Raw genomic sequence first — 26526 nt, 5'->3', positions numbered from 1 at the left:
CAGATTAAAACCTTCAGGTAGAGGGTTCGAAGATGGCGGCTGCACAATGGATTGATGCTCACACACCTAGCGTGTCGGTGGTGGATTCGCGCGGTTTGGCTGTGCGAAATGTCGCCTATTGCCGTCATCCGCGGAACCCGTCCGTTGAGACTCGCATCACCCGCAATCACTTTGACGCTGCCGGACGGCTGGCGGCTTCCTGGGATCCACGATTGTGGGGCTCGGCGCCAAAACCGAATCTCGTCACGACGCACAATCTACAAAATATGCCCCTGCTGGTGGACAGCGTCGATGCCGGTTGGCAACTGAGCTTGCTGGGTCAGGCTGGCGTGACGCGTTCGTTCTGGGACGGTCGCGGGAGCCAGCGTCACACTGAGTACGATGAGCTTCTGCGTCCGGTGACCGTGACAGAGCAGATGAGGGATGAGATGTCGCGCGTCTCCGAGCGTTTTGCTTACGGCGGTGCGGGAGAAGAGTCTGCTGTTCATAACCAATGTGGCCAACTGATTCGCCATGACCATCCGGCTGGCCGGCACAGCCTTTGCGAATATGGCGTGGGTGGTTTGCTTCTGGCGGAAGAAACCCGCTTCATGCTCGATCTGGCCCCGCCGAATTGGTCGTCCGAATCCGCCGATGCGCGCCTGGAGGACGAGGTTTTCAGGACGGCTCAACAGTATGGGCCTTCAGGGGAAATGCTCTGTCAGATGGACGCGAGGGAAAACCTGAGAACCTTCGCTTACAACCTGTCTGGCGAGTTGCTTGAAACCCGACTGAGGTTGGCTGGCGCTTCCGGCCCTCCTCAAGTACTGGTGGGTGACATCCGATATGACGCCCTTGGCAAGGTTGAAAGTGAGCTTGCGGCGAACGGTGTCCTGACTACAGCCCGGTACGCGGCTGAAGATGGGCGGCTGGCCGGATTGCTGTCTTGCGATGCCCGAGGCGTGCCGCTTCAGCACCTCGAATACTCCTACGATCCGGTCGGCAATATCTCAAGTGTCGAAGACAAGGTGGCGCTGACGCGCTATTTCAATCATCAGCAGATCGACCCGATCAACCGCTATCGCTATGACAGCCTGTATCAACTGGTTGAAGCCACCGGCCGGGAAGTCAGCCAGCCCGGTCATGGTCCCGCATTGCCTGCCTGGCAAACCACACCGCTGGACCCCAACCAGCAGCGCAATTACACCCAATCCTTCAACTATGACGCTGCCGGAAATTTGCAAACCCGCCACCACAGCGGCGTGGAAACCTTCGAGATGTTTACCTCGCCCGACAGCAATCGCAGCGTCGCAAATGAGGGCAATCTGGCGGATGGCTTCGATGCCAATGGCAATCAGCAGGAACTGTTGCGCGGCCAGGAAATGAGTTGGGACATTCGCAATCAATTGAGTCGCGTGACGATGGTCAAGCGTGAGGATGGGCCTGACGATACCGAGTGTTATTTCTACGACAGTCCCGGGCATCGACTGAGAAAAGTCCGACTCACCGAGACGGCTCGTCGCACGCTGCGTGCTGAAGTACGTTACTTGCCGGGGCTGGAAATCCATCGTGATACGGCTACTGGTGAAGAGCGGCATGTACTCAGTGTCGAGGCGGGGCTCAGCCATGTACGGGCCTTGCACTGGATTGGGAAACGGCCCAGGGGCGTGCGTAATGACCAACTGCGTTTTTGCCTGAGTGACCATCTGAACTCGTGCACGCTGGAACTGGATGAACTGGGAGCGCTGTTGAGTCGGGAGGTTTATTACCCGTTTGGCGGGACGGCGGTGTGGGCGGGTACCAGTGAAATTGAGGCCAAGTACAAGACGATTCGTTATTCGGGTAAAGAACGGGATGCGACGGGGCTTTACTATTATGGGTATCGGTATTATGCACCGTGGTTGCAGCAGTGGGTGAGTGCAGATCCTATCGGCAGCGTAGACGGCTTGAACATGTTTTTAATGGTGAGTAATCGCCCTATGTCATTGAGGGATGAGCAAGGACTGATTGGGGATGATGTGAATTCGATATTGCCTGAGAAAATTGGCAAATGGCAGCTTGAAAAATTGCAGCTTTCTTATTCTGACCTGAGTTCAGGTGAGGCTGTCGGGAATAATATTGTCGCCAATATTGAGCTTTCCTATAGGCCGGATTGGAAAGATCGTGTGCTAGGCGTATTTCAGGAAATGCCGAACTTAAGGTGGAAGGAAAGAATAACGCTTAATGACTTTTCAAAAAATCAATCTTGGAGTTTTGAGGCGGATATGTTTCAGCATAACCCGTCAAGCCGAACAATGGAGGTTTGGCCTAAAAGGTACATTGAGGCATTTAATTCGGCGGCCGGTCAGCCCACTCTGGTCCGAGGCGCAGTGGTTTTGCGCGATCTGCAGGGGAATAATGTGAGCCTCGCCGGTTTGGGGGGAGAAGTTTCAGGGAATGAAGAAAAGTCTAAAGCTGTGCGGGACTATCTTTCTAGAAGTGGAGGGGTGCTAGCTATTGAAGTTCATGACGTGCCGTCAATTATTATACGGGAAAGTACACATAAAGAGAGGCTGCTCGAGATACAGGTTGGTTTGAGTGGCGCGAAAACAACAGCTTCAATTAATCAGTATTTGAATGTGGAGATTACTCCAGAAAAGTCAGTGTCTAAGCGCTTTGTTAGTGTGAGATCTATACCAATGGTGGATAGAGGGTTGAAGTCAGTTGAACCTCCTTTGCATGTCAGCCAAAGAAGGCCGTACACGCGGTTTCCGGGGGAAGTACTGAATATCGCTTCTCGATAAAACTGAACTGCGCCTCGTGAGTGAGGCGCAGAACGGTCAAAGAATCATTAGAAGTGAACCTTGACCAGGAAACTTGTCACACTCTGATCGGTCTTGAAGCCCTGGCTGTCTTCAATCCCGTACTTGTTTTTCCAGTAGTCATACTCGACACCGACGTACAACTGCTTGGCACCCAGGTTCAACGCCTTGCCCAGGTCGTATTTGACCTGTGGATTGAAGTGCAGGTTGGCGTGGTATTCGCCATTTTTGTTCACGTCGTTGTCGACGACCCAGTCCATGAAACCGTCGATCAGCACGTCCGAGCCACCCACCGGAATGGTGTAGGACCAGACCGGCGTGACCTGCCAGATGTTGTCGCCCGGGCGGTCGCCTTCGGTGTGACGGTTGTAGAAGTTCAACTGGAAGTAGTCGAAGCCCGGGATGGCCAGGTCGAAGCCAGGGCCGATCAGGTACGACTCGGTGTCGTCTTCACCGAACTCGTAGGTCATGGCCAGCAGCACGTCCTTGATCGGGCCGAGCTCGAACTTCTGGTCGAAGATCTTGTTGAACGACAGGCGCGGGCTGAGCTCGCCGTAGTGGCTGTTCTTGCCCGCGAAGGCGTCTTCCTTGCCGTTGTAGAAGATCTTGTCGATGAAGAAGAAGTTGTCGCCGTATTTCCAACCGTCGGCGTGTTCGAAGGTCACCGTCTGCTGGATGCGCGGGTTGACCTGGAAGTCCTTGCCATAGAGGTAGCTCAGGCTGTTGTTCTGCCATTGCAGCAAGTCGCCGGCCATGGCCTGACCCCCCGCCAGCAATGATCCCGCCAGCATCAGGCTAGTGCACGTACGTTTCATTCGGTTGCTCCCAAAAAGTAGGTGGTTCCACGTTATTTTTTTAAAGTCGGCGCTCTGGTGTGGCGCCTGTTTCTGTAGCGGTAAAAAATCATCCATTCGGTCAGCTTTAATGCTGTTAGCAAGCGCTGAGCCAAGGCTTTCAAAAAGCAAAAAAACTCCCGTTCGGCGGCTCAAGAGCGGTCGATTGAGAGGGGTTTTGGAGTGCCTTGGTTCCTGCCAGCGCCGGGATAAGTTGGCCTGCTGGTCAGGTTTTACATCCGGGCTTTTTTTTAAACCGGATTCGGGCGGCCGCGGAGAATACTGACTCCTCGGCCAGGTCTCAAGTGCTCCGCAACGGCACACCGACGACAGGTTTGGGGCACGGTTGCGGAGCAGCATCAGAAGTGCACCTTTACCAGCAGGCTGGCGGTGTTTTCATTGGTGTTGAAGCGGGAGCTGTCCTGGACACCGTATTTGTCCTTCCAGTAGCTGTATTCGGTGCCGACATACACCTGTTTCTCGCGCCAGCCCAGGGCTTTGCCCAGGTCGTACTTGATCTGCGGGTTGAAGTGCAGGTTGGCGTGATAGGTGCCGCGGGCGTTCTGGTCGTTATCCACCACCCAGTCGATGTAGCCGTCGATCAACAGGTTCGAGTTGCCCAACGGAAGGGTGTAGGACCAGGCTGGGGTGATTTGCCAGACGTCGTCGCCGGGGCGCGAGCCTTCGGTCTGGCGGTAATAGAAGTTCAAGGTGAAAAAGTTGAAGCCCGGTACCGCGAGGTCGAAACCGGGACCGATCAGGTAAGCCTTGCTGTCGTCTTCGCCGTTTTCGTAGGTCATGGCCAGCAGCACGTCCTTGATCGGGCCGAATTCGAAACGGCGGTCGAGGATCTTGCCGAAGGAGAGACGCGGGCTGAACTCGCCGTAATAGGCGTGAGCGCCTTTGTTCCGGTCTTTCTCGCCGTTGTACCAGGTGCTGTCGATGAACATGAAGTTGTCGCCGTACTTCCAGCGATCGGCGTGTTCGAAGGTTATCGTCTGCTGGATTGGTGGGTTGATCGCGAAGTTCTTTCCGTACAGGTAGCTCAGGCTGTTGGTCTGCCACAGCAGTAAATCGCCGGCCATGGCCTGACTCGCGGCCAGCAGGCCAGCACCCAACAGCAGGTTGGTTTGTGTCCGAATCATCTGTTGCTCCCTCTTGTTTTTATTTTAAGGCGCAGGAAACCCTTACCCTGTAGGAGCGAGCCTGCTCGCGATGGTCGTCAACGATTACGCGTGTTATCTGGATAAACGCGGTGTTCTCGGGTTCATCGCGAGCAGGCTCGCTCCTACAGGGGGCGTGTGTTTGCGAGTCAATGCGTATGAGCGTGGCAGTCGTTGATGGCCGCGCGTTCGGCGCCGCCAAGGATGTTGAACAGCAGGTTCAAGGTCAGGGCACTGAGGGTGGCCATGGCGATGCCGCTGTGGGTGATCGGGCTCATCCACACGGGCAGGTGGGCGAAAAATTCCGGGCGTACTACCGGGATCAGCCCCATGCCGATGCTCACCGCCACCAGCAACTGGTTGCGACGGTCACCGATGTCGGCTTCCTGCAGGATCTTGATCCCGGTGGCGGCGACCATGCCGAACATCGCAATCGCTGCGCCACCCAGGACTGCCGGAGGGATCGACGCCACCAAAAACGCGGCTTTGGGCAGCAGGCTCAGGACGATCAGCAACCCGCCGGCAACGATGGTCACCGAGCGGCAGCGCACGCCGGTCATCTGTACCAGGCCGATGTTCTGGGCGAAGGAGGAGTGGGTGAAGGTATTGAAAAAACCGGCGAAGAACGAGGCGCCGGCATCGCACAGCAAGCCGCGACGCAGCATCCGTGGGCAGACTTCCTGGCCGGTGATCTTGCCCAGCGCAAGAAACATCCCGGTGGACTCGACGAAAATGATCACCACCACCAGGCACATCGACAGGATCGGCGCGAGTTCGAATTTCGGCATGCCAAAGTGCAGCGGCGTGACGAATTGCAGCCATGGCGCCTGAGCCATGCCGCTGAGGTCGACCATGCCGAGCAGGCCGCAGAGCACGTATCCCAGGCACATGCCGATCAGCACGGAAATATTGACCCAGAAGCCGCGCATGAAGCGGTGCACCAGCAAAATGGTGCCCAGCACCAGCGCGGCGATGGTCAGGTAGATCGGCGAGCCGAATTGAGCGGCGCTGGCACCGCCGCCGGCCCAGTTCACGGCCACGGGGAACAGTGACAAACCGATCGAGGTGATGACCGTGCCGGTCACCAGCGGCGGGAAGAAGCGCACGACCTTGGACATGAACGGGGCGATGATCATGCCGAAGAAACCGGCAGCGATGGTCGCGCCGAAGATCCCTTGCAGGCCGATACCGGGCATGCCGGCCATGGCGACCATGCTGCCGACGGCGGCGAAACTGGCGCCCATCATCACCGGCATGCGAATGCCCATGGGGCCGATGCCGAGGGACTGGACGATGGTGGCGATACCCGCCACCAGCAGGTCGGCGTTGATCAGGAAGGCAATTTCTTCACGACTCAGGCCAGCGGCCTGTCCGATGATCAGCGGTACCGCGATGGCGCCACCGTACATCAGCAGAACATGTTGCAAACCGACCAGAATCAGTTGCAAAAGGGGCAAACGCTGAATGGCGGGTGCGTCGGGGATGCGCGCTGCGGATAGCTCGGACATGCAACACCTCGGATCTTTTTTATTCTTGTGATTTTGTGCATCAGGCTGACCGCGGCGCGGCCAATCGCGAGCAAGCTCGCTCCCACAGGGGATTTGTGATCGACACAAAATCAATGTGGGAGCGAGCTTGCTCGCGATGCTTTTAACGATTAATTGGTCGGAGCTCCCTGCACAATCCAGGCACCGATCAGGTCACGTTCCTGCTGGGTCATCTGCGTGATGTTGCCCAGTGGCATGATCTGGCTGGTGACGGCTTGCGCCTGGATCCGTGCTGCGTTTTGGCGGATCTGCTCGGGGGTGTCGAACATCACACCGGCAGGGGCTGCACTGAACAGCGGGCTGGTCGGCTTGGCCGAATGGCAAACCGCGCAACGTTCCTGAATCACGCTGTGCACTTTGTCAAAGCCAGGGCCGGCGTTGGACGCTTGCGCCGGGGCGGCGGCAGGCGCTTCTGCAGGTTTGGCTTCAGCCGGTTTCAAACCACCGCCCACTGCGGTTTCCGGCAGCGGCTGGTATTCGATCTTGGCTGGCACCTTGGCCACTTCCGGGCTGTTCATCGGCGCAGGGCCGGTGACGTAAGCCAGGCTGATCATGCCGACGGCTGCCACCGGCAGGGTCCAGGCAAACTTGTGGCTTTCATGACGGGTGTTGAAATAGTGACGTACCAACACCGCCAGCACCGCGATCCCGGCCAGGATCAACCAGTTGTACTGGCTGCCGTAGGTGCTCGGGAAGTGGTTGCTGATCATGATGAACAGCACCGGCAAGGTGAAGTAGTTGTTGTGACGCGAACGCAGCAGGCCTTTGGCCGGCAGGGCCGGATCGGGCGTGCGGTTCTCGGCAATCGCCGCCACCAGTGCGCGTTGCGCCGGCATGATGATGCGGAACACGTTGCCGACCATGATGGTGCCGATGATCGCACCGACGTGCAGGTACGCACCGCGACCGCTGAACACTTTGCTGAAGCCATAGGCCGCGCCGATGATCAGGACGAACAGGATGAAACCTAGCAGGGCAGGGCGTTTGCCCAGGGCCGAGTCACAGAGGAAGGAGTAGATGAACCACCCGATGAACAGCGAGCCGAGACCGATGGCTACGCCTTCAGGACCGCTCAGGGTGCTGCCCGGAGCCAGCAGGTAGAGCGTCGGGTTGGAGTAGAACACCACGCACAGCAGCGCGATCCCCGACATCCAGGTGAAGTAGGCTTCCCATTTGAACCAGTGCAGGTTGTCCGGCATGGTCGGTGGAGCCAGTTTGTATTTTTCCAGGTGGTAGATACCGCCGCCGTGGATCGCCCACAAATCACCGGCCAGACCACTTTTCGGGTTGACCCGATTGAGGTTGTTTTCCAGCCAGACGAAGTAGAACGACGCACCGATCCAGGCCACGCCAGTAATCATGTGAACCCAGCGCACGCTCAGGTTCAGCCATTCCAACAGATGTGCTTCCACAGTCTTTACCTCTCGCCTGTCACTCTGTTGTCGAGTGATCAGACCTTCTCTTATTGGTGGGGGGCGAGGATCAAACGCTCATCCTCTTTGAAAAAATGCTCATCGCAGTTATTGCCTGTGCCACTGCGATCAACCACCAGGAAGTCATCCCGCTTTTCGATCGTCAGCACCGGGTGGTGCCAGACGCCGCGATGGTAATTAATGCCCTGCCTGCCGTTGGTGACGAAGGCGCGGACCAAGCCTGATACAGGTTCATCGCCAAGTGGCGCGACCACGATCAGAAAGGGGTTGCCGAGCAGCGGAATGAAAGCCTGGCTGCCCAGCGGGTGGCGCTCCAGCATGCTGACGGTCAGCGGCATGTCCTGCGCGTCGGCGCGGAAGATGCTGATGATCGCGTTGTCCTCTGGCTTTGCGGTTTCGACCACAGCCAGTTTATGGAAGCGCATGGTTGAACCGTTGTTGATCATGAAGTGATCGCTGCCGTCGGTTTCGATCACGTCACCGAAAGGGGCGAAGGCTTCTTTGGTCAGCGGTTCAATCGTCAGTGTGCGCATGCTGTTCTTCTTAATCTGTTTAGGTATTGATGGTTCTTTGTAGGAGCGAGCTTGCTCGCGAAAAACGTCAAGACACCGCATTCATTCAGATTGGGCGCGTTTTCGTTGACGACCATCGCGAGCAAGCTCGCTCCTACAGGCTCAGCATTACTTCGCGACCTTGCCCAGTACGCGCAGACGGCTCACTCCACCATCCGGGAACACGTTCAGGCGGATGTGGGTGATCGGGCCCAGTGCCTTGATCTGCTCGGCGAAGGTGTGTTCGGCGTGCATTTCCAGCTTCTGGCTTGGCAGCAGTTCGCGCCAGAACAGCGACTGGGTTTCGATCTGGCTGTCGGTGCCGCCCTTCACGAAGGCGCCCTGGATCGAGCAGCTGTCCGGGTAGTTGCCCTTGAAGTGCAGGGTGTCGACGATGACTTTCTCGACTTCGCCGGCGTGACCCAGCGCGACGATGACCCAGTCATTGCCCGGGGTACGACGACGCGCAGTTTCCCAGCCGTCGCCCATGTTGATGCCACGGCCCGGGTTGAGGATGTTGCTCATGCGGCCGAAGTGTTCGTCGGAGCAGGCGAGGGCGCGACCACCGTTGAGGGCCGCGGCAAGGTCGACTTGCTCGTTGTCGCCGATCGCCGACCAGTCGCGGAACGGCACGCCGTACACACGCAGACGGGCCACGCCGCCATCCGGGTAGATGTTGAAGCGCAGATGGCTGAACGCCTGGTCGTTGTTGATTTCGTGGTAGTGGTGGCTGTTGCCTTGCAGCTCGACGGCGGACAGCACTTCAGTCCACTGGGTGTTTTCATCAGGCTCGCCCGACGCCAGGAAGCACGCTTCCAGGGACGCCGATGGCGGGAAGTTGCCGGTGAAGAATGAAGTGTCGATGTCGACGCCCTTGATCGAACCCGGTACGCCCAGGCGGATCACGGCGCTGTCGAAGCCTTCGAAGCGCTTGCGGCGCGACTCCCAGCCATCCATCCACTTGCCGTTGTCATCGAACACGCCCTCCTTCCATACGGCCGGGGTCGGTTGGAACAGACGGTTGGCGTCTGCGAACCAGTCATCGGTGACCGAGATGATTTTGGTGCCCAGGCGGGCATCGGCCAAGTTGACGAACTTCTCGAAAGGTACGGCGTAAGCTTTCATTCTTCTTGTCTGCCTTTAAATAAGTGGCTTGGGATACTTGCGAGGCCCAGGTTGATTTCGGCGTTCATGAAATGCCTGGGCCAGGCTTGCTATAGGGTCAGTAATCGGAACAGGGCGATCTTGTTGATCTCCGCCAGCGCGCACTTGAACTCGGTGTCGACCGGGTTGTGGATGCGCGTTTCGAACGCTGCAAGGATCTGATGCCGGTTGCTGCCTTTTACCGCCATGATGAAGGGAAACTTGAACTTGGCTTTATAGGCGTCGTTCAGCTCGGTGAAGCGCTGGAACTCTTCGGCCGTGCATTGGTGAATACCGGCGCCAGCCTGTTCATGGGTGCTGGCTTCGGTGAGTTGGCCCTGGACGGCGGCTTTGCCGGCCAGGTCCGGGTGAGCGTTGATCAGAGCCAACTGGCTTGCGTGATCGGCGCTCAACAGGATGTCGCTCATGCGCTGGTGCAGGGTTTCGATCTGGTCGATCGCAGCGTCCTGGCCCAGGTCGAAGGCCTTTTCGGCCACCCATGGCGAATGTTCGTAGATGTCGGCGAAGGCTTTGACGAAGGCGTCGCGGCTCAATGTCGATGGTTTCAATGTTTGAAAGGCGCTCATTTCGCGGCCCCTTGGTACGGGTGGGTTTCCTGCCAGTGGCGCGCGATGTCGACGCGACGGCTGAACCACACCTGTTCATGACTTTTAGCGTATTCGATAAAGCGCTTGAGCGAGGCCAGACGCGCCGGACGGCCGATCAGGCGGCAGTGCAGACCGATCGACAGCATTTTCGGTGCCTCGGCGCCTTCGGCGTAGAGCACATCGAACGCGTCCTTGAGGTATTCGAAGAAATCGTCGCCCTTGTTGAAACCCTGGACCTGGGTGAAGCGCATGTCGTTGGTGTCCAGGGTGTACGGGATCACCAGGTGCGGCTTGCCGGTCGGGTTGTTCGGCTCCCAGTAGGGCAGGTCGTCGTCGTAGGTGTCGCAGTCGTAGAGGAAACCACCTTCTTCCATCACCAGGCGACGGGTGTTCGGGCCGGTGCGGCCGGTGTACCAGCCCAGCGGACGCTCACCGGTGATCTCGGTGAGGATGCGGATCGCTTCGAGCATGTGCTCGCGTTCCTGGGTTTCATCCATGTACTGGTAGTCGATCCAGCGATAGCCGTGGCTGCAGATCTCGTGGCCGGCATCGACCATGGCGCGGATCACGTCCGGGTGACGCTGGGCGGCCATGGCCACGGCAAAGATGGTCAGCGGAATGTCGAATTCCTTGAACAGTTTCAGAATCCGCCAGACGCCGGCACGGCTGCCATACTCGTAAAGGGATTCCATGCTCATGTTGCGCGCGCCTTGCAGCGGCTGGGCTGAAACCATTTCCGAGAGGAACGCTTCGGACTCTTTGTCGCCGTGCAGGATGTTGCGCTCGCCGCCTTCTTCGTAATTGAGTACGAACGACAAGGCAATGCGGGCATTGCCCGGCCAGTGGGGGTGAGGAGGGTTACTGCCGTAACCGACCAGGTCGCGTGGGTAGTCAGCGCTCACTGCAGGCTTCCTTCTTATTCGATGATGACGGTTGGTGTGACGCAGCTGAAAATTGGATGGCAGGCTTGCGTCACAGCGATGGGCTGATTGTATACAACTTTATATTCACTTTGTAAGCCTGATTTTTCGCATTTTTCACCGACTGTCATCTTTTACTGCTATTGGCGTGAGCCTGCAAGAAATCTGCCTGACTGGTCAATTATTGATTGAAGGGCTCATAGGTTGTGCGGTTTGGCGGGAAATCGACGGTAAATATGCAGAGGGAGGGAGTTATGCGAAAAATGTCGTTTTTATTGTGTACAATTTTTTTGAAAAGTGTCTTAATCAGTCGCTCGCCGCAGCTTTTCGTGCTTCGAATCGGTGCGGTCTCCTTTTCAACTGACTTCGGGAGGCGCGAAGTCTGACTGCTCCACGCAGGCAGGCGCGCAGAATCAATGGGACGTTTGACTACACACGTTTTGGACGCAGCACACGGTTGCCCGGGCAGCTCGATCAAGGTCGAGTTGTACCGCGTTGAAGGTTCGCAGCTGGAATTGGTCGCCACTGCCGTCACCAACAGCGATGGCCGTGTCGATGCACCGCTGCTGCAAGGCGATGACTACCGCACCGGGGTCTATCAGGTTCAGTTTCATGCCGGCGATTACTACCGCGCCCGTGGCGTCAAGCTGCCGGAGCCGGCGTTTCTGGATGTCGTGGTGCTGCGTTTCGGCATCTCTGCCGAACAGGATCACTACCACGTGCCGTTGCTGATTTCGCCTTACAGCTACTCCACCTATCGCGGCAGCTGATCCCCCAAGCAGCAGCTGCACCCTGGAAGCGACTGCGCATATAGCTTCTTTGGTCTTTCGCCCGCTCACACTGCGGGCTTTTTTTCGTCTGTAGGAGCGAGCTTGCTCGCGATGGAGGTCCAGGCAGCGCGATAATTCATACTGCACGCGTTATCGTTGACGTCCATCGCGAGCAAGCTCGCTCCTACAGCTTTTAGCGGCTCAGCAGCGACGCTGCACCCGCACCACCAAACAACCCCGCACTGATCCGGTTGAACCAGCTCTGGCCCTTGCCGCTGCGCAGATAGCGCGCCGCACCATGGGCGCCGAGGCCGTAGGCCAATTTGCACAGCAGGTCGAGCACGGTCCAGGTCGCAATCATCACCAGCAGTTGCGGCAGGAACGGTTGTTCGGCACTCAAGAACTGTGGCAGGAAAGCGGCGAAGAACAGTATGTCTTTCGGATTGCTGGCGCCGAGCATGAAGGCACGGCCGAACAGTGCGCGAAAGCGAGGCACCGGCGCTGTTTGCGGCACTTCAGCGCCGTGGGAAGGCTGGCGCGATTGCTGCCAGCTCTGCCAGGCGAGGTAGAACAGATACAGTGCGCCGATAATCTTCAGGGCGCTGAACAGCTGTTCCGAAGCCAGCAACAACGCACCCAGGCCCAGCGCCGAAGCACTGAGCAGGCAGATCGATGCGGACACGCCGCCGAGAAAGGCCGGGTAAGAGCGGCGCAGGCCGTAATTCAGACTGTTGCTGATCATCAGCAAAGACAGCGGCCCCGGGATCAGGATCACTATCAGCGCAGCGCCGCTGAACAGCAGCCAGGTTTCCAGATTCATCACTTTCCTCCATTTGCACAAAAGCCTCACCCGACAGGGTGAGGCTGTTTTGAAGCGGGTCCCGCGTAAGGTTTACAGGAAGATGAACTTGGCGATGAAGATCGCGCAGAGCACCCACAGGCTTACGGAAATTTCCTTGTACTTGCCGGTACCGGCCTTCAGCGCCACGTAGGTGATGAAGCCCAGCGCGATACCGTCGGCAACCGAGAAGGTCAGCGGCATCATGATTGCGGTGACAATCGCCGGAATGCTGTCGGTCGCTTCATCCCATTCGATGTGGGCCATGCCGCCCATCATCAGCATTGCTACATAAATCAGTGCGCCAGCGGTGGCATAGGCGGGAATCATGCCGGCCAGTGGTGCGAAAAACATTGCAGCTATAAATAGCACACCAACGGTGACTGCGGTAAGACCAGTCCGACCACCAGCGGCGACGCCGGCAGCACTTTCCACGTAGCTGGTTACTGGCGGAACACCCACCACTGCGCCGAATACGCTGGAAGCACTGTCGGCTTTCATGGCGCGGGAGAGGTTTTCGATGCGGCCGTCAGCGCCCACCAGATTGGCGCGCTGGGCAACGCCCATCAGTGTGCCGGCGGTGTCGAACATGTGCACGAAGAGGAACGCCAGGACCACGCTGATCATGCTGACGTTGAACACACCGGCGACGTTCATGGCCATCCAGGTCGGGGCCAGGCTTGGCGGGGCCGACATGATGCCCTCGTAGTGCACCAGCCCCAGACCCCAACCGGCGAGGGTCACGGTAATGATGCTGATGAGGATTGCGCCGAACACTTTGTGATAGCTGAGGATGGCAATCATCAGGAAGCACACGGCGGCGAGCAGCGGGCCGGGTTCGCGCAGGGAACCGAGCTTGATCAGGGTAGCCGGGCTATCGACTACGATACCCGCGGTTTTCAGGCCGATCAGCCCCAGGAACAGACCCACGCCGGCGCCCATGGCGAAGCGCAGGCTGACCGGGATGCTGTTGAGCAGCCATTCGCGGATCCGCGAGAAGGTCAGGATCATGAACAACACACCGGAAACGAACACCGCGCCGAGGGCGGTTTCCCAGTTGTAGCCCATGGTGCCGACCACGGTGTAGGTGAAGAAGGCGTTCAGCCCCATGCCTGGCGCCAGGCCGACCGGCCAGTTGGCGTACAGGCCCATCAACAGGCAACCGAGTGCGGCGGCGATGCAGGTGGCGACGAACGCGGCACCGTGGTCGATCCCGGCGTCGGCCATGATGTTGGGGTTAACGAAGATGATGTAAGCCATGGTGATGAAGGTTGTCAGACCGGCAATCAGCTCGGTCTTCACCGTGGTGCCGTGCAAGCTGAGTTTGAACAGACGTTCCAGCAAGCCATTGCGTAATGGCGGCGAGAGATCCAGCGTCGATGCTTCGGATTTGCGGCTTTCCACAGCGAATACTCCTCAAGAGTTTTATTGTTATTTCCAGGGCCGGACCCATGAGGGTGGCAGCGGCCCTTTGAGGCACTTGCGAATTTGTTGACCGCTTGGTCAGGAACTCGCACGAGGTGGATTATGCTTTTGTATACAAATAATGCAAATAATGTTTTTGGTTTTGTCGACGAAAAGTTTGGCTTTAGGGATATATCGCCTGTTCCGGCCCCTTCGCGGGCAAGCCCGCTCCCACAGGGGGAATGCGGTCACCTGTGGGAGCGGGCTTGCTCCGGGCGGCGTTCCGACGAAGGTGTCGGTTCAGCCACTACAAATCCAGCTGATTCAACACTCAGTCTGCCGACAACCGGGTTTGCCCCAACGCCAGATTCACCGCCAGCCACCCATTCACCGCCGTCTCCCCAGCCTCGGCAAACACCCGCTCCAGCAATTTCACCTGCTCACGCCTCAACGTCTGCTCAAACCGTGCGCCTTCAGCAGTCAATTCCAGCAAGCGCTTACGCTTGTCAGTCTCGGACGCGACGCTGTCGACCAGATGCATCTCCAACAATTGCCGCAACGGCATGTTCAGCGCCTGCTTGCTCACGCCGAGCAAGGCCAGCAACTCCTTGACGCTCAGGTTCGGGTAACGGGCGATGAAAAACACGATGCGCTGATGCACCCGGCTCAGGCCGCGACGTTCGAGCATTTCATCGGCCTTGGCGGTAAAGGCCTGGTAGCCGAAGAAAAACGCTTCCATGGCTTGCTGCTGGGAGATCGGGTTTTTAAGGTCAAGCATATTGACGTATCCATTCGAGCTGGCGTAATTTCGGTCAATAAGTTTGACTCATTTTTCTCGTGCCTCGCTACCGGTGATCCCCATGGCTTTTTCCGAACGTGTCTCGCGCCTTAAAAGTTCTTTGATCCGTGAAATCCTCGCCGCGGCGCAGCGTCCGCAGATGATGTCGTTTGCCGGCGGCCTGCCCGCCGAAGCCATGCTGCCGAAGGTCGAATGGGCCGACATGCCGTTGTCCATGGGCCAATACGGCATGAGCGAAGGCGAGCCGGCGCTGCGCGAAGCGCTGGCAGCAGAAGCACGAGCGTTGGGAGTGCCATGTGAGGCGAGCCAGGTGCTGGTGGTCAGCGGCTCACAGCAGACCCTGGACCTTGCAGCCAAGCTCTACATCGACAAGGGCACTGAAGTCCTGCTCGAAGCGCCGACTTATCTGGCGGCTTTGCAGATTTTTCAGCTGTTCGGCGCCGAATGCCTGACCGTGCCGCTGGAGGCTGACGGTCCGAACCTGGCGCAATTGCGCGCACGCCTGGAAAAACACTGTCCGGCCTTCATCTACCTGATCCCGACCTTCCAGAATCCATCGGCCGTGCGTTACAGCGAAACCAGGCGCGATGCGGTGGCCGCGTTGCTTGATGAGTTCGGTGTCACTTTGATCGAAGACGAGCCTTACCGCGAACTGACCTTTGATGGTGGCAGCGCCATGCCGATTGTCAGTCGCTTGAAGAAGGCCAGCTGGATCTATACCGGGACCGTGTCGAAAACCCTGTTGCCGGGTTTGCGCGTCGGCTACTTGATTGCCAGTCCAGACCTGTTTCCCCATCTGTTGAAACTCAAGCAGTCGGCGGATTTGCATACCAATAGGGTCGGCCAGTGGCAGGCGCTGCAATGGATTGGCAGCGAGAAATATCAGCAACACCGCAGTGAGTTACGCGACTTTTACCGTGGACGTCGGGATGCGTTCCAGGCAGTGCTGGAAACTCACTTTTCGGATCTGGCGGACTGGAACGTGCCGCAGGGCGGGCTGTTTTTCTGGTTGAAACTCAAGCAGCCACAGGACACCCGAACCTTGCTCGACGCTGCGTTGGCCAACGACGTGGCGTTCATGCCGGGCGAACCGTTTTTCCCCGCGCCGGATAACCATCCTGGGTATTTGCGGTTGAACTTCAGCCACATTGAGCCGGCGCGGCTGGATGAAGGGCTCAAGCGGCTGGCGGCGGTGGTACGACAGGCGCAGGCGGCGCAAGCGGCCTAGATACAAATAAACCGGCCGATGGGCCTAGTGCCGATCAGTTAAGCCACAACGCAATCTGTAGCAGCTGCCGAAGGCTGCGTCCGGCTGCGCAGCAGTCGTAAAATCAGAGTTCGCGGTACGTCAGAGAGATCGTGCAAGCCGGATTTACGACTGCTGCGCAGCCGGACGCAGCCTTCGGCAGCTGCTACAAGGAAGGCGTCCGTCAGAGCACTACATAACCATCAGGCTGCAGCGAAACGCTTATCCAGATAATCAATGATCACCTTGGACTCATACATCCAGGTGGTCTGGCCATTCTCTTCGATACGCAGGCACGGCACCTTGATCTTGCCACCTTGCTCCAGCAAGGTCTGGCGATCCTGCTCGTTGTTCTTCGCATCGCGCAACGCCACCGGCACATTCAGGCGGCGCAGGGTGCGGCGGGTCTTCACGCAGAACGGGCAGGCGTGGAATTGATACAGCGTCAGGCCCTTGGCGGCCGCTTCGACCTGGGCCTGAGCCGCGGCGGGGCGCTTTTTCTTGCCTGGACGGGTGATGAAGTCGATGAAGATGATCAGTTGGCCAAGGCCGACACGAAGCGCTTTTACGAACACGTTGAAAGCCTCACGGTGCAAATGAAGAAGGGCGCGCAGCTTACCTGATTTTTTGTGGACGAAAAAAAACCGGCGATGAGTGCCGGTTTTCTTCGTACCGCGAATTACTTGATGAGGCTGAGGAATTCGCTGCGGGTCGCGGCGTTCTCACGGAACTCACCGAGCATCACCGAGGTGATCATCGTCGAATTCTGCTTCTCCACACCGCGCATCATCATGCACATGTGCTTGGCCTCGATCACCACCGCAACGCCCAGGGCGCCGGTGACCTGCTGGACCGCATCGGCGATCTGGCGGCTGAGGTTCTCCTGGATCTGCAGGCGACGGGCGTACATATCGACGATCCGCGCCACCTTCGACAGGCCCAGGACCTTGCCGCTCGGGATGTAGGCGACGTGAGCCTTGCCGATGAACGGCAGCAGGTGGTGTTCGCACAACGAGTACAACTCGATGTCCTTGACCAGCACCATTTCGCTGTTGTCGGAGCTGAACAGGGCACCGTTGGTGACCTCTTCCAGTGTCTGTTCATAGCCGCGGCAGAGGTACTGCATGGCTTTGGCGGCACGCTTGGGCGTGTCGAGCAGGCCCTCGCGGGAGACGTCCTCGCCCAGTTGGCCAAGGATCGCGGTGTAATTCTGTTCCAGGGACATGAAACTACCTGTGGGATTTTACGCAAAGGGCAAGGGTACGGTGGCGGACACGACGCTGCAAGCGTGGCGCATCAGCTTTACTCGTCGCGACCTTCCATCATGGTGCGTTTGAGCATCACATAAACCGCGCCGGCACCGCCGTGTTTGGCCTGGCACGAGGTGAAGCCGAGTACCTGTGGATGCTGGCGCAGCCAGGTGTTGACGTGGCTTTTGATCATCGGCCGCTTGCCGTCCAGGCGTACAGCCTTGCCATGGGTGACGCGCACGCAGCGGATTTCGAACTTGGTGGCTTCGGCCAGGAAGGCCCAGAGGGTTTCCCGGGCTTTTTCCACGCTCATGCCATGCAGGTCGAGGCTGCCTTCGAACGGAATCTGGCCGATCTTGAGCTTGCGCATCTGGCTTTCCTGCACGCCGTCACGCGCCCACATCAGCTCGTCTTCAGGGCCGACGTCGATGACGAACTGATCGGACAGCCCGTCAACGGTGGTGGATTCGGTGCGCACAGTGGCCGCTAGACGCAGCTTGGCGATCTGCGCGCGGTCAGCCTTGGGTTTGCCGGTTTCGGCGCGATCGTGCTTGATCGGCTTGACGCCTTGGATCGCGCTTTTGAACAGGGAAAAATCGTCGTCTTGCATGTCAGCCTCCGCGAAGGGCGGCCAGTTTACCCAACTCGAAGCGAATCGGGCGCGACAAAACGCGCGGCGTTCGGTCTCGACCTTGGTCTCAGTCGTGTTTCTTCATCAGATGCGGGGACATGTTCAGTTCTTGTGACTGACGCGAGCGGCGACGGCAGCGGCGCCACAGCCACACGCCGAGGTACAGCACCACCAGACCAATCGCCAGGATCACCGCTGCACCGGCACGGTTGGTGTTCATCTCGCCGAGGGCGGGGGCGTGACCGAGCAGGCTGGCGACACCGGCCATGGCAAGCAACACACCGCTCATGGCCAGCAACGCGGCTATCGTTGCGCCGATTCGAAAACGCCAATTGCGCTGGCCTTTGGGCCGCAAGCGGCGAGCGTCAAAACCATCGGATAACTTCATTCCGACCTTCCTCTATGGGTATCGGCCCTTCGACCGGGAGTTGACCGGGATGTTCCTGAGGCTAAGACAATTACGGCTAATGAGAGGCTTTTGCGGATGAGCGGCGTATTTGACCGCTCATTGGGCGCTGATCAGACCAGTTCGTGGGTCAAGGCGAGGGTGGCGAAGTTATCGCCCATGATCGCCATTTCGGTCTGATGAACGTGCGCGGCGCTCAGTACACCGCCCTTGTAGGGCAGATCGCGAGTGGCGCAGGCGTCTTCAATGAGTGTGCAGCGGAAGCCAAGGTTCTTCGCTGCGCGCACGGTGGTGCTGACGCTGGAGTGACTCATGAAACCGCAGACGATCAGGTCGAGGGCGCCGAGGTCCTCCAGGCGTTTGGCCAGTTCGGTACCGTGGAACGCGCTCGGCAGCAATTTGCCGATGACAGTTTCGTCGTTCTGTGGCTCCAGGCCCGGAATGAATTCACCACCGACGCCTTGCGGGTTGAACATTCCACCGAGCGTGCCGAGGTGGCGGACATGCACGATCGGCCGGCCGGCGGCACGGGCCGCGGCGAGCAATTGCTTGATGTTCGCGACGGCCTCATCCATGCCGCTGAGGGCCAGCGGCCCGCTCAAATATTCTTTCTGGGCATCGATGATGATAAGGGTCGCATGGCTCAGTTTGGCTGCCGGATAACCGCGGCCGCTGAGTTGAAACATCGTTTTTGGAACGGACATTCTGGGGCTCCTTGGAGTGGGGCTTTTGCGACATTGTCCTCTGGCTGAGCGGTTCTGTGAATCGCTACGATCGTAGGTGCCGTCGTTGCTGGCCTGTAGCCTTGTCAATAGTCACGTTTTGTTCAATAGCCAGGCGAAAAAATGGATAACTCCTACATTTGAATCGGTAGTTTCCCGCGTCGTCGTGACGTCGTTTGACTGGTAGAATCGCCCGTCGATTTTTCTGGAGTTTGCCGTCGTGATCACTTCCCGCCTTCGCACCCTGCGTGACCATATCCGTTGGGCCGTCAGCCGCTTCCATGGGGAGGATCTGTTTTTCGGTCATGGCACCGACAACGCCTGGGACGAAGCCCGGCAATTGGTGTTGGGCGCTCTGCACCTGCCGTGGGAAATCGCCGACAGCTACCTCGACTGCAATCTGGAAGACGACGAACTGGTCCATTTGCAGCGCTTGCTCAAGCGCCGTATCGAAGAGCGGGTACCGACTGCGTATCTGCTGGGCGAGGCCTGGTTCTGCGGCATGTCGTTCATCGTCGATGAGCGTGTGCTGATCCCGCGTTCACCGATTGGCGAGTTGATCGAAAATCGTTTTACCCCGTGGCTGGCTTCGGAGCCAGCGCGGATTCTCGACCTGTGCACCGGTTCCGGTTGCATCGGCATTGCCTGCGCCTACGAGTTCCAGCATGCCGAGGTGGTGTTGGCAGACCTGTCGTTCGAAGCGCTGGAAGTGGCCAACCAGAACATCGAGCGCCATGGTGTCGATGAGCGCGTGTACACGGTGCAGGGCGACGGTTTCGAAGGCTTGCCGGGACAACGTTTCGACCTGATCGTGTCGAACCCGCCCTACGTCGATGCAGAGGATTTCGCCGACATGCCGGACGAGTACCAGCACGAACCGGAACTGGGCCTGGCCTGCGGCGATGACGGTTTGAACCTGGTGCGCCGCATGCTGGCCGAAGCGGCGGATCATCTGACCGAGAAGGGCTTGCTGATTGTCGAAGTGGGCAACAGCCAGGTGCACGTCGAGGCGTTGTACCCGGAAGTCGACTTCGCCTGGCTGGAGTTCGAGCGTGGCGGCCATGGTGTGTTCATGCTGAGCGCGCAGCAATGCCGGGAGCATCAGGCGTTGTTCGCTTCCCGCGTCTGACCCTTGTAGGAGCGAGCTTGCTCGCGATGGACGTTAACGATGACGCGCGTATTCTGGATAAACGCGTCGCCCTCAGGCCCATCGCGAGCAGGCTCGCTCCTACAATGAATGCGCCGCCCTCTCAAACCTTCAACGGTGCGTGGCAATCCAGATCAGCAACCCCGCCTGAAACACCGCAAACGCCACCAGGCAGGTGATGGTGAAGCGCAGTCCGGCGTCTTCGCGTTTGTACTTGCTGACTTTTTCTTCGTGTTTCTTGAGTTTGACTTCCTGCTCGGCCAGGTTCTGCTCGGCTTGCTGGAGCATCTGCGCCGCCTCGAGAATTTCCACGACCTGCAGTTTTTCGCTGTTCCAGTCGCCAGCAAGGTCGCCGACCTTGACCGGCTTGACGCTGCCTTTCAAATGCTGGGCGTCGGCATACACCACGTCGAAACCGTGCACGCGTAAAAAATGATCGCGGCGCAGGCGGGTGTCTTCGTTCAGCGCTTCCTTGTTGCTCAGGTCAAAGCCGTCGACGGTGTAGGTCGGCCAGCGCTTCTTCGCCCAGTTGATGCCCTGGGCCGCCATGAATCGGCCAATGCCACGGTTCAGCGGTTCAACCTGCAAACCGCTATCCGGGGCGAAATGCACGCGCTTTTCGGTGTGATCGACCCACACGTCCAGATGATTCTGTTCCTTGCGCACGCGCTGGCCGGGCAGGGTGATGCTCATACGCATCAGGCTGCGTTCCTTGTCGTTGCGCTCGGCATAGCCGAGCTCGACAAAACGCAATGGGCGCCCGCCCGTGTTGCGGTCAGTCTGCAGCGGCGCCAGACGGAGCATCTTGTGGTGCTCGACGTGGACGTCCGCCCAAGGCAGCTCGACCGCTGGCGGTGCGTCTTTTTCAGCGGTGGTGTCGGGTGAAGTCTGGGTGTCAGTCATAACGGCGAGATCCTGTCCAAGCTCAGCTTGTCGCCAGCCAATCTGCTGGCGACAAAGGCTTATCGGCCGTTTTTTTCAAGACTGGAGGGCCGGGGGCGTTCTCAACCATTTTCACGCCGTGAAAACTGGTTGAGAACGCCCCCGGCAGCGCTTAACTGGTGCGAAGTCCGTCAATAAACCCGAGGATTCGCGTGCCCAGTTCCGCCGCCAGGGGCAACTGCGGGTCTTTATAGGAAGCCAGCTGGCGTTTGACGTCGTTGGGCACGATGCGCATGACGTGGTTCATGCCCTCGATCAGCGCCAGTTCGGCGTCCGGTTTGGCGGCCTTGAGCAGCCTTGCGTCATTGACGCCAACCTGGATGTCGTTGCTGCCCTGGATGATCAGCGCCGGCATCTTCAGCTTGGCAAACGCCGCGGCCGGGTCCTGGCGGAACAGGGAAATCAGATACGGCTGCACGCTCGGACGGAAAATCGCCTGCAAGGGTGGCGGCACGTTGTCGTCGGGTTTCCCGGCCTTGAGGCTGTCGAGCAATTCATTGCTGCGCAGCATCAGCGGTGGCGGCAGGCGATTGCCCAGTTGCTCGCGAATGACCTGATCCACCGGTCTTGCGCTACCCGAGACAGAAATCACCGCGTCGGCATCGATGCCCGGCGCAGCGAGGCTGGCGATCAAGGCGCCCTCGCTGTGACCCAGCACAATCAGTTTGCCGAAGCGCGGATCGGTCTTGAGCTTCCGGCCCCAGGCTTGGGCATCGGACACATAAGCCTCTACCGTCAAGTTGCGTTCGTCCGGGGTCGCGGCCAGGCTGGCGGCCACGCCACGTTTGTCGTAACGCACGCTGGCAATGTTGTGTTTGGCCAGCACCCAGGCCAGGCGCTTGAGGCTGTCATTGCGCCCGCCGTCGGTGTTGTTTCCGTCACGATCCGTAGGGCCGGAACCGGAAATGATCAGGACAACCGGCACAGGGTTGTCGGATTTAGGCAGTAACAGCGAGCCGAAAAGCTCGCCAGTGCCTGTATCCAATGTGATCGGTCGTTGCAGGACAGTCGCCTGGGCGAAGCCGGAAATCAGGGTAAGGCTCAAGGCTAGAACTCGCAGCATCATCGCGCCATCATCAAGAAGGTGCCGGTTGGACTCACAGGCACCCATAAGGTTCGAGGATGAACTACTTGGGTAGCCTGCGTATACTGGCGCGCATTACGTATTCAGGTTCATTTCACGGAGCGTCCTGCATGTCCGGCAATACCTACGGCAAGCTGTTCACTGTCACCACCGCGGGCGAAAGCCATGGTCCGGCGTTGGTCGCCATTGTCGATGGCTGCCCGCCGGGCCTGGAGATATCCCTGGAGGATCTGCAGCGTGACCTGGATCGCCGCAAACCCGGCACCAGCCGCCACACCACCCAGCGCCAGGAAGCCGACGAAGTCGAAATCCTCTCCGGCGTGTTCGAGGGGCGCACCACCGGCTGTTCCATCGGCCTGTTGATCCGCAACACCGACCAGAAGTCCAAGGACTACTCGGCGATCAAGGATCTGTTCCGTCCGGCCCACGCCGACTACACCTACCACCACAAGTACGGCGAGCGCGACTACCGCGGCGGCGGTCGCAGTTCGGCCCGCGAAACCGCGATGCGCGTCGCGGCCGGTGCGATTGCGAAAAAATACCTGGCCAGCCAGGGCATCGTCATTCGCGGCTACATGAGCCAGCTCGGGCCGATCGAAATCCCGTTCAAGACCTGGGAATCGGTCGAGCAGAACGCCTTCTTCAGCCCGGACCCGGACAAGGTGCCGGAACTGGAAGCCTACATGGACCAGTTGCGCCGCGATCAGGATTCGGTCGGCGCGAAAATCACCGTGGTCGCCGAAGGCGTGATGCCAGGCCTGGGCGAGCCGATCTTCGACCGTCTCGACGCCGAACTCGCCCATGCACTGATGAGCATCAACGCGGTCAAGGGCGTGGAAATCGGCGCCGGTTTCGCCAGCGTCGCCCAGCGCGGCACCGAGCATCGCGATGAAATGACCCCGGAAGGTTTCCTCAGCAATAACGCGGGCGGCATTCTCGGCGGTATTTCCTCCGGTCAGCCAATCATTGCGCACCTGGCGCTGAAGCCGACGTCGAGCATCACCACACCGGGCCGTTCCATCGACATCCATGGCAACCCGGTGGAAGTGATCACCAAGGGTCGTCACGACCCGTGCGTCGGCATCCGCGCCACGCCGATTGCCGAAGCGATGATGGCCATCGTGCTGATGGATCACCTGCTGCGTCACCGTGGGCAGAACGCCGATGTGCGTGTGAGCACGCCGGTACTGGGTCAGCTTTAATGGCTGACCTCGCAGCCGCTGCGGTTTGACCGGCGTGGCGGCGCTCCCGTACTGGCGGCTCTCCAGTTTCTATCTGTTCTATTTCGCCTTGCTCGGTTCGACAGCGCCGTTTCTGGCGCTGTACTTCGATCACCTCGGGTTCAGTGCTGCGCGCATCGGCGAACTGGTGGCGATCCCGATGCTGATGCGTTGCGTGGCGCCGAACATCTGGGGCTGGCTGGGCGACTACACCGGCCGGCGGCTGACCATCGTGCGCTTCGGCGCGGTGTGCACATTGCTGACGTTCTCGCTGATTTTCGTCAGCAAGACCTACGCCTGGCTGGCGATGGTCATGGCCTTGCATGCGTTCTTCTGGCACGCGGTGTTGCCGCAGTTCGAAGTCATCACACTGGCGCACTTGCAAGGGCAGACTTCGCGCTACAGCCAGATTCGCCTATGGGGCTCGATCGGTTTCATCATCACCGTGGTCGCGCTGGGGCGGTTGTTCGAATGGCTGAGCCTCGACATCTACCCGGCGGCGCTGGTACTGATCCTGGCCGGTATTGTGCTCAGCAGCCTGTGGGTGCCGAACGCTCAACCGGCGCCGGGCAACCGGGTGGCGGGGGAGGGATTTCTCAAGCAACTGCTAAGCCCCGGTGTATTGGCGTTTTACGCCTGCGTGGCGCTGATGCAGATGAGCCACGGACCGTATTACACGTTTTTAACGCTGCACCTTGAGCGACTGGGTTACAGCCGCGGCGTGATCGGCATGCTCTGGGCGGTCGGCGTGGTTGCCGAAGTCCTGATGTTTCTGGCCATGAGCCGGATCCTCGCGCGCGTCTCGCTGCGCCGGGTGCTGATGGCCAGTTTTCTGCTGGCGGCGCTGCGTTGGCTGTTGCTGGGCACGCTCGCGGAATTTCTGTGGGTGCTGTTGTTTGCCCAGGTGTTGCACGCAGCGACGTTCGGCAGTTTTCACGCCGCTGCCATTCAATTCGTGCAACGTAGTTTCGGCGCGCGCCAGCAAGGCCAGGGTCAGGCGCTGTATGCCGCCCTGGCCGGCACCGGTGGCGCATTGGGCGCGTTGTACGCCGGTTACAGCTGGAACGCCCTTGGCGCCGCATTGACCTTTAGTATTGCCAGCCTCGCAGCCGTCGCGGCTGCCGTTATCATTGCCACATGTATGCAAGAGGACAGGCCATGAGCCTTACCCGTGAACACCTCGCCCAGGAAATCATCGACGCCGGGCGTTTTCTGTATGGCCGCGGTTGGTCGCCGGCCACCAGCAGCAATTACTCGACCCGCCTGTCGCCAACGGAAGCCTTGCTGACCGTGTCCGGCAAGCACAAGGGGCAACTCGGCATGGACGATGTGCTGGCCACCGACCTGTCAGGCAATAGCCTGGAACCGGGCAAGAAACCGTCTGCCGAAACCCTGTTGCACACCCAGCTCTACAGCTGGCGCCCAGAAATCGGTGCGGTGCTGCACACCCACTCGGTGAATGCCACGGTACTTTCACGCCTGACGCCGCAAGACTTCATCGATTTCGAAGACTACGAACTGCAAAAGGCCTTCAGCGGTGTGACGACCCACGAATCCCGGGTGCGCGTGCCGATTTTCGACAACGACCAAGACATTGCGCGCCTGGCCGCCAAGGTGCAGCCTTGGCTCGACGCCCATCCCGATTGCGTCGGCTACCTGATCCGCGGCCATGGCCTCTACACTTGGGGCGCGCGCATGAGCGATGCCCTGCGGCAGATCGAGGCCTTTGAATTTTTGTTCGAGTGCGAGTTGAAGATGCGCTCGCTCTTGAACCTTAAAGCATGAACCGTTAAGGAGTTGCCCTGATGAGCAGCCTGTCCGTTTATCACGTCTCCAGCCCTGAAATTCCCAACAAGGTGCTGACCCATTTCGAAGACATCGCCTCGACCCTGGCCGAACAAGGCGTGCGCTTCGACCGTTGGCAGGCCGCCACCAAGCTCCAGCCGGGCGCCAGCCAGGATGAAGTGATTGCGGCCTATCAGGCGCAAATCGACCAGTTGATGACCGAACGCGGTTACATCACCGTCGACGTGATCAGCCTCAACAGCGACCACCCGCAAAAAGCCGAATTGCGCGCCAAGTTCCTCAACGAACACCGCCATGGCGAAGACGAAGTACGATTTTTCGTCGCCGGGCGCGGCCTGTTTACCCTGCACATCGACGATTACGTCTACGCGGTGCTGTGCGAGAAAAACGACCTGATCTCGGTGCCTGCGGGTACCAAACACTGGTTCGACATGGGCGAGCATCCGCACTTCATTGCGATTCGCTTGTTCAACAACCCGGAAGGCTGGGTGGCCAATTTCACCGGTGAAGACATCGCCAGCCAATTTCCGCGTCTTGAGGACTGAGTCGATGCCGATCAAAGCGATTCTCACCGATATCGAAGGCACCACCAGCGCGGTGAGTTTTGTGTTCGACGTGCTGTTTCCCTATGCAGCCAAACATTTGCCGGAGTTCGTTCGTCAGCAGGCCGAGCGCGCTGACGTAGCTGAACAGCTGGCCGCCGTACGCCGTGACAGCAACGAGCCGAATGCCGATGTCGAACGGGTCATCGAAATCCTGCTGGGCTGGATTGCCGAAGACCGCAAGGCCACGCCGTTGAAAGCGTTGCAGGGCATGGTCTGGGAGCAGGGCTATCAGGCCGGGCAGTTGAAGGGGCATGTATACCCGGACGCCGTTGAGGCGCTCAAAGACTGGCATCAGGCCGGTTATCAACTTTTTGTTTATTCGTCCGGCTCGATCCAGGCCCAGCGGCTGATCTTCGGTTGCTCCGAAGCGGGGGACCTGACACCGTTGTTCAGCGGTTATTTCGATACGACGTCAGGGCCTAAGCGCGAGGCGCAGTCCTACGCCAACATCACCCAGTCGATCAACATCGAGGCAGGGGAGATTCTGTTCCTGTCCGACATCGTCGAAGAGCTGGATGCGGCGCGTGCGGCGGGGATGGCTACCTGTGGGCTGGCTCGTGAAGGCGGGGAACTGGCAGGGCATGTCACTGTGGACAGCTTTGCGCGGATAAATCCCGCTAGTTTCTAAACGCCTAAAAACCTGTGGGAGCGAGCTTGCTCGCGATAGCGGTATGTCAT

General features: G+C 59.1%; 27 protein-coding genes. 9 read left to right on the top strand and 18 right to left on the bottom strand.

Annotation, left to right across the window (positions count from 1 at the left end; all coding sequences use genetic code 11):
• The first annotated feature begins 32 nt into the window (after positions 1-32).
• Positions 33-2762 (top strand): RHS repeat domain-containing protein, encoded by a 2730-nt coding sequence (locus ACEN8Z_RS23290; protein ID WP_495595813.1) that lies wholly within the window; start codon positions 33-35, stop codon positions 2760-2762.
• Between the two features lie 47 nt (positions 2763-2809).
• Here the strand turns inward: ACEN8Z_RS23290 and ACEN8Z_RS23285 are convergent, their stop codons facing one another.
• The 8 genes from ACEN8Z_RS23285 to puuE form a co-directional block, all read right to left on the bottom strand.
• Complete coding sequence (locus tag ACEN8Z_RS23285; protein ID WP_495595812.1) at positions 2810-3595, bottom strand: outer membrane protein OmpK; 786 nt, start codon at positions 3593-3595, stop codon at positions 2810-2812.
• Between the two features lie 377 nt (positions 3596-3972).
• Positions 3973-4758 carry an outer membrane protein OmpK gene (locus ACEN8Z_RS23280; RefSeq protein ID WP_495595811.1) on the bottom strand — a complete coding sequence of 262 codons (786 nt, stop codon included), beginning with the start codon at positions 4756-4758 and terminating at the stop codon, positions 3973-3975.
• A 167-nt stretch (positions 4759-4925) separates the two neighbouring features.
• A complete protein-coding gene (locus tag ACEN8Z_RS23275) occupies positions 4926-6284 on the bottom strand; it encodes a nucleobase:cation symporter-2 family protein (RefSeq protein WP_495595810.1) in 1359 nt (452 codons plus the stop codon).
• A 149-nt stretch (positions 6285-6433) separates the two neighbouring features.
• On the bottom strand, positions 6434-7735 hold the full coding sequence (locus ACEN8Z_RS23270; RefSeq protein ID WP_495595809.1) for a urate hydroxylase PuuD: 1302 nt from the start codon (positions 7733-7735) through the stop codon (positions 6434-6436).
• 50 nt (positions 7736-7785) lie between these two features.
• Entirely contained in the window at positions 7786-8289 is a 504-nt protein-coding gene (locus ACEN8Z_RS23265; protein ID WP_007993087.1) for an ureidoglycolate lyase, read from the bottom strand.
• A 147-nt stretch (positions 8290-8436) separates the two neighbouring features.
• Positions 8437-9432: an allantoicase gene (alc, locus tag ACEN8Z_RS23260; protein ID WP_007988149.1), complete on the bottom strand. Its 996-nt coding sequence runs from the start codon at positions 9430-9432 to the stop codon at positions 8437-8439.
• Between the two features lie 89 nt (positions 9433-9521).
• Entirely contained in the window at positions 9522-10037 is a 516-nt protein-coding gene (gene uraD, locus ACEN8Z_RS23255) for a 2-oxo-4-hydroxy-4-carboxy-5-ureidoimidazoline decarboxylase (RefSeq protein WP_429487397.1), read from the bottom strand.
• Positions 10034-10960 carry an allantoinase PuuE gene (gene puuE / locus ACEN8Z_RS23250; RefSeq protein WP_007974927.1) on the bottom strand — a complete coding sequence of 309 codons (927 nt, stop codon included), beginning with the start codon at positions 10958-10960 and terminating at the stop codon, positions 10034-10036. The genes uraD and puuE overlap by 4 nt, the downstream gene beginning before the upstream one ends.
• A 434-nt stretch (positions 10961-11394) precedes the next feature.
• Here puuE and uraH point away from each other — a divergent pair, with 434 nt between their 5' ends.
• On the top strand, positions 11395-11748 hold the full coding sequence (gene uraH, locus ACEN8Z_RS23245; RefSeq protein ID WP_008017679.1) for a hydroxyisourate hydrolase: 354 nt from the start codon (positions 11395-11397) through the stop codon (positions 11746-11748).
• Between the two features lie 193 nt (positions 11749-11941).
• Here uraH and ACEN8Z_RS23240 read toward each other — a convergent pair whose 3' ends face one another.
• The 3 genes from ACEN8Z_RS23240 to ACEN8Z_RS23230 all read right to left on the bottom strand — a co-directional run bounded on the left by ACEN8Z_RS23240 (position 11942) and on the right by ACEN8Z_RS23230 (position 14768).
• Entirely contained in the window at positions 11942-12568 is a 627-nt protein-coding gene (locus tag ACEN8Z_RS23240; RefSeq protein ID WP_495595808.1) for a LysE family translocator, read from the bottom strand.
• 72 nt (positions 12569-12640) lie between these two features.
• The gene (locus ACEN8Z_RS23235) at positions 12641-13990 is read right to left on the bottom strand and encodes an NCS2 family permease (protein WP_007993083.1); all 1350 of its coding nucleotides are present in this window, start codon (positions 13988-13990) and stop codon (positions 12641-12643) included.
• A 331-nt stretch (positions 13991-14321) separates the two neighbouring features.
• On the bottom strand, positions 14322-14768 hold the full coding sequence (locus ACEN8Z_RS23230; protein ID WP_495595807.1) for a MarR family winged helix-turn-helix transcriptional regulator: 447 nt from the start codon (positions 14766-14768) through the stop codon (positions 14322-14324).
• A gap of 82 nt (positions 14769-14850) precedes the next feature.
• Between ACEN8Z_RS23230 and ACEN8Z_RS23225 the strand changes: the two genes are divergently transcribed.
• A complete protein-coding gene (locus ACEN8Z_RS23225) occupies positions 14851-16017 on the top strand; it encodes an aminotransferase-like domain-containing protein (RefSeq protein WP_495595806.1) in 1167 nt (388 codons plus the stop codon).
• A 221-nt stretch (positions 16018-16238) separates the two neighbouring features.
• Here ACEN8Z_RS23225 and ACEN8Z_RS23220 read toward each other — a convergent pair whose 3' ends face one another.
• The 5 genes from ACEN8Z_RS23220 to ACEN8Z_RS23200 form a co-directional block, all read right to left on the bottom strand.
• On the bottom strand, positions 16239-16610 hold the full coding sequence (locus tag ACEN8Z_RS23220; RefSeq protein ID WP_007988133.1) for a glutathione S-transferase N-terminal domain-containing protein: 372 nt from the start codon (positions 16608-16610) through the stop codon (positions 16239-16241).
• 104 nt (positions 16611-16714) lie between these two features.
• Complete coding sequence (folE, locus tag ACEN8Z_RS23215; protein WP_007988130.1) at positions 16715-17260, bottom strand: GTP cyclohydrolase I FolE; 546 nt, start codon at positions 17258-17260, stop codon at positions 16715-16717.
• A 77-nt stretch (positions 17261-17337) separates the two neighbouring features.
• On the bottom strand, positions 17338-17895 hold the full coding sequence (locus ACEN8Z_RS23210; RefSeq protein ID WP_007988128.1) for a Smr/MutS family protein: 558 nt from the start codon (positions 17893-17895) through the stop codon (positions 17338-17340).
• 88 nt (positions 17896-17983) lie between these two features.
• Positions 17984-18304, bottom strand: a complete 321-nt coding sequence (locus ACEN8Z_RS23205; RefSeq protein ID WP_007988126.1) for a hypothetical protein — start codon at positions 18302-18304, stop codon at positions 17984-17986.
• Between the two features lie 131 nt (positions 18305-18435).
• The gene (locus ACEN8Z_RS23200; protein WP_495595805.1) at positions 18436-19026 is read right to left on the bottom strand and encodes a cysteine hydrolase family protein; all 591 of its coding nucleotides are present in this window, start codon (positions 19024-19026) and stop codon (positions 18436-18438) included.
• 238 nt (positions 19027-19264) lie between these two features.
• On the opposite strand from ACEN8Z_RS23200, the gene prmB reads away from it, so the two are divergent.
• Positions 19265-20173 (top strand): 50S ribosomal protein L3 N(5)-glutamine methyltransferase, encoded by a 909-nt coding sequence (gene prmB / locus ACEN8Z_RS23195; RefSeq protein WP_007993078.1) that lies wholly within the window; start codon positions 19265-19267, stop codon positions 20171-20173.
• 129 nt (positions 20174-20302) lie between these two features.
• Here the strand turns inward: prmB and ACEN8Z_RS23190 are convergent, their stop codons facing one another.
• Together ACEN8Z_RS23190 and ACEN8Z_RS23185 are read right to left on the bottom strand one after the other, a co-directional pair.
• Entirely contained in the window at positions 20303-21094 is a 792-nt protein-coding gene (locus ACEN8Z_RS23190; RefSeq protein ID WP_495595804.1) for a hypothetical protein, read from the bottom strand.
• A 151-nt stretch (positions 21095-21245) separates the two neighbouring features.
• Positions 21246-22244, bottom strand: coding sequence for an alpha/beta hydrolase (locus ACEN8Z_RS23185; protein ID WP_495595803.1), 999 nt, complete (start codon positions 22242-22244; stop codon positions 21246-21248).
• Between the two features lie 83 nt (positions 22245-22327).
• Between ACEN8Z_RS23185 and aroC the strand changes: the two genes are divergently transcribed.
• Genes aroC through mtnC form a run of 5 tightly spaced genes read left to right on the top strand, consistent with a single transcriptional unit; the run spans position 22328 to position 26476 of the window.
• Positions 22328-23419, top strand: coding sequence for a chorismate synthase (aroC, locus tag ACEN8Z_RS23180; RefSeq protein WP_495595802.1), 1092 nt, complete (start codon positions 22328-22330; stop codon positions 23417-23419).
• A 34-nt stretch (positions 23420-23453) separates the two neighbouring features.
• Positions 23454-24599 (top strand): MFS transporter, encoded by a 1146-nt coding sequence (locus ACEN8Z_RS23175; RefSeq protein WP_495595801.1) that lies wholly within the window; start codon positions 23454-23456, stop codon positions 24597-24599.
• Positions 24596-25222 carry a methylthioribulose 1-phosphate dehydratase gene (locus ACEN8Z_RS23170; RefSeq protein ID WP_495595800.1) on the top strand — a complete coding sequence of 209 codons (627 nt, stop codon included), beginning with the start codon at positions 24596-24598 and terminating at the stop codon, positions 25220-25222. Before ACEN8Z_RS23175 ends, ACEN8Z_RS23170 begins: the two co-directional genes overlap by 4 nt.
• A gap of 20 nt (positions 25223-25242) precedes the next feature.
• Entirely contained in the window at positions 25243-25788 is a 546-nt protein-coding gene (locus tag ACEN8Z_RS23165) for a 1,2-dihydroxy-3-keto-5-methylthiopentene dioxygenase (protein WP_007988110.1), read from the top strand.
• Positions 25789-25792: 4 nt separating this feature from the next.
• Positions 25793-26476: an acireductone synthase gene (gene mtnC, locus ACEN8Z_RS23160; RefSeq protein WP_495595799.1), complete on the top strand. Its 684-nt coding sequence runs from the start codon at positions 25793-25795 to the stop codon at positions 26474-26476.
• Positions 26477-26526 lie beyond the last annotated feature (50 nt).

Source organism: Pseudomonas sp. Pseusp10, assembly GCF_059492225.1.
Note: the sequence above shows the minus strand (reverse complement) of the source record. Positions and strands in the feature narration are given on the sequence as shown.

Bases quoted from the DNA above. Each gene is read 5' to 3' on its own strand.
- ACEN8Z_RS23200 (WP_495595805.1), bottom strand. From the start codon at position 19,026: ATGTCCGTTCCAAAAACGATGTTTCAACTCAGCGGCCGCGGTTATCCG.
- folE (WP_007988130.1), bottom strand. From the start codon at position 17,260: ATGTCCCTGGAACAGAATTACACCGCGATCCTTGGCCAACTGGGCGAG.
- ACEN8Z_RS23165 (WP_007988110.1), top strand. From the start codon at position 25,243: ATGAGCAGCCTGTCCGTTTATCACGTCTCCAGCCCTGAAATTCCCAAC.
- ACEN8Z_RS23210 (WP_007988128.1), bottom strand. From the start codon at position 17,895: ATGCAAGACGACGATTTTTCCCTGTTCAAAAGCGCGATCCAAGGCGTC.
- ACEN8Z_RS23185 (WP_495595803.1), bottom strand. From the start codon at position 22,244: ATGGGTGCCTGTGAGTCCAACCGGCACCTTCTTGATGATGGCGCGATG.
- ACEN8Z_RS23285 (WP_495595812.1), bottom strand. From the start codon at position 3,595: ATGAAACGTACGTGCACTAGCCTGATGCTGGCGGGATCATTGCTGGCG.
- ACEN8Z_RS23275 (WP_495595810.1), bottom strand. From the start codon at position 6,284: ATGTCCGAGCTATCCGCAGCGCGCATCCCCGACGCACCCGCCATTCAG.
- mtnC (WP_495595799.1), top strand. From the start codon at position 25,793: ATGCCGATCAAAGCGATTCTCACCGATATCGAAGGCACCACCAGCGCG.
- ACEN8Z_RS23280 (WP_495595811.1), bottom strand. From the start codon at position 4,758: ATGATTCGGACACAAACCAACCTGCTGTTGGGTGCTGGCCTGCTGGCC.
- ACEN8Z_RS23290 (WP_495595813.1), top strand. From the start codon at position 33: ATGGCGGCTGCACAATGGATTGATGCTCACACACCTAGCGTGTCGGTG.
- ACEN8Z_RS23205 (WP_007988126.1), bottom strand. From the start codon at position 18,304: ATGAAGTTATCCGATGGTTTTGACGCTCGCCGCTTGCGGCCCAAAGGC.
- uraD (WP_429487397.1), bottom strand. From the start codon at position 10,037: ATGAGCGCCTTTCAAACATTGAAACCATCGACATTGAGCCGCGACGCC.
- aroC (WP_495595802.1), top strand. From the start codon at position 22,328: ATGTCCGGCAATACCTACGGCAAGCTGTTCACTGTCACCACCGCGGGC.
- alc (WP_007988149.1), bottom strand. From the start codon at position 9,432: ATGAAAGCTTACGCCGTACCTTTCGAGAAGTTCGTCAACTTGGCCGAT.
- ACEN8Z_RS23190 (WP_495595804.1), bottom strand. From the start codon at position 21,094: ATGACTGACACCCAGACTTCACCCGACACCACCGCTGAAAAAGACGCA.
- ACEN8Z_RS23240 (WP_495595808.1), bottom strand. From the start codon at position 12,568: ATGAATCTGGAAACCTGGCTGCTGTTCAGCGGCGCTGCGCTGATAGTG.
- ACEN8Z_RS23230 (WP_495595807.1), bottom strand. From the start codon at position 14,768: ATGCTTGACCTTAAAAACCCGATCTCCCAGCAGCAAGCCATGGAAGCG.
- ACEN8Z_RS23265 (WP_007993087.1), bottom strand. From the start codon at position 8,289: ATGCGCACACTGACGATTGAACCGCTGACCAAAGAAGCCTTCGCCCCT.
- ACEN8Z_RS23225 (WP_495595806.1), top strand. From the start codon at position 14,851: ATGGCTTTTTCCGAACGTGTCTCGCGCCTTAAAAGTTCTTTGATCCGT.
- uraH (WP_008017679.1), top strand. From the start codon at position 11,395: ATGGGACGTTTGACTACACACGTTTTGGACGCAGCACACGGTTGCCCG.
- ACEN8Z_RS23170 (WP_495595800.1), top strand. From the start codon at position 24,596: ATGAGCCTTACCCGTGAACACCTCGCCCAGGAAATCATCGACGCCGGG.